This window comes from Bacillus cereus group sp. BfR-BA-01355, from assembly GCF_022663675.1.
Lineage (GTDB): Bacteria > Bacillota > Bacilli > Bacillales > Bacillaceae_G > Bacillus_A > Bacillus_A thuringiensis_S.
The window spans coordinates 1-793 of record NZ_JAKUFY010000275.1 but is presented as its reverse complement, the minus strand read 5'-3'; the positions used below and the strand labels follow the sequence as shown (position 1 = coordinate 793).

The window sequence follows — 793 nt, the reverse complement described above, 5'->3', positions numbered from 1 at the left end:
ATATTAAAGACGCATTTTTCTGGTATAGAAGATATATACTCTCTTACACCATTACAGGAAGGGATGTTATATCATAACGTAATGGATACAGAATCAACTAGTTACGTAGTACAGAGTGTATATAATTTGAAAGGCGAAGTTGATCGTGAAAAAATAGGACAAGCACTTATGTTATTGGCAAGCAGGCATGATGTATTGCGTTCAGCGATAGTTCGCCAAGACATATCGAAGCCAAGACAGATTGTCTTGAAAAACAAAGAAGTTGAATATGAAAAAATTAATTTGACTGAGTTAAACGAAGTCAAACAAGAAATAAAGGTATCAGAAATAATAAGTCAGGATGTAAAGCGTGGATTTGATTTGGGAGAAGATTCACTTTTGAGAGTAAAGTATATACAGTTGACTTATAAGAAGCATATTCTGATATGGAGTTTCCACCACATTATAATGGACGGTTGGTGTCTATCATTGGTACTTGGTGATTTTTTAAAGTACTATGAACAGTTGAAAAATGGTATGAGTATGGTGGAAATAGAAAATATTATTGAGAAAGAAAAAGAGAAAACCGCTGGTTATAACGAATATGTAAAATGGTTAGAGAGTCAGGATAAAGAAGAAGGTTTGGAATATTGGAAAGAGCTTTTATTAGAATATGAAGAACCAGCAGAAATAAAGGCAACGAAAAGATCAGAATCTACCGATGCACAAATGGATCGTATAAAAATTAGTTTAGAAAAAGAGTTTAGTCAAAAGCTGAATGAAATAGCTTTAGCTAATAATGTTACGATAAATA

General features: G+C 32.4%; 1 protein-coding gene. It reads left to right on the top strand.

Features of this window, described 5'->3' with window-relative positions; genetic code table 11:
• Positions 1–793: condensation domain-containing protein (locus tag MR167_RS31555; protein ID WP_242316239.1), on the top strand; the 793-nt coding region annotated here is incomplete at both ends.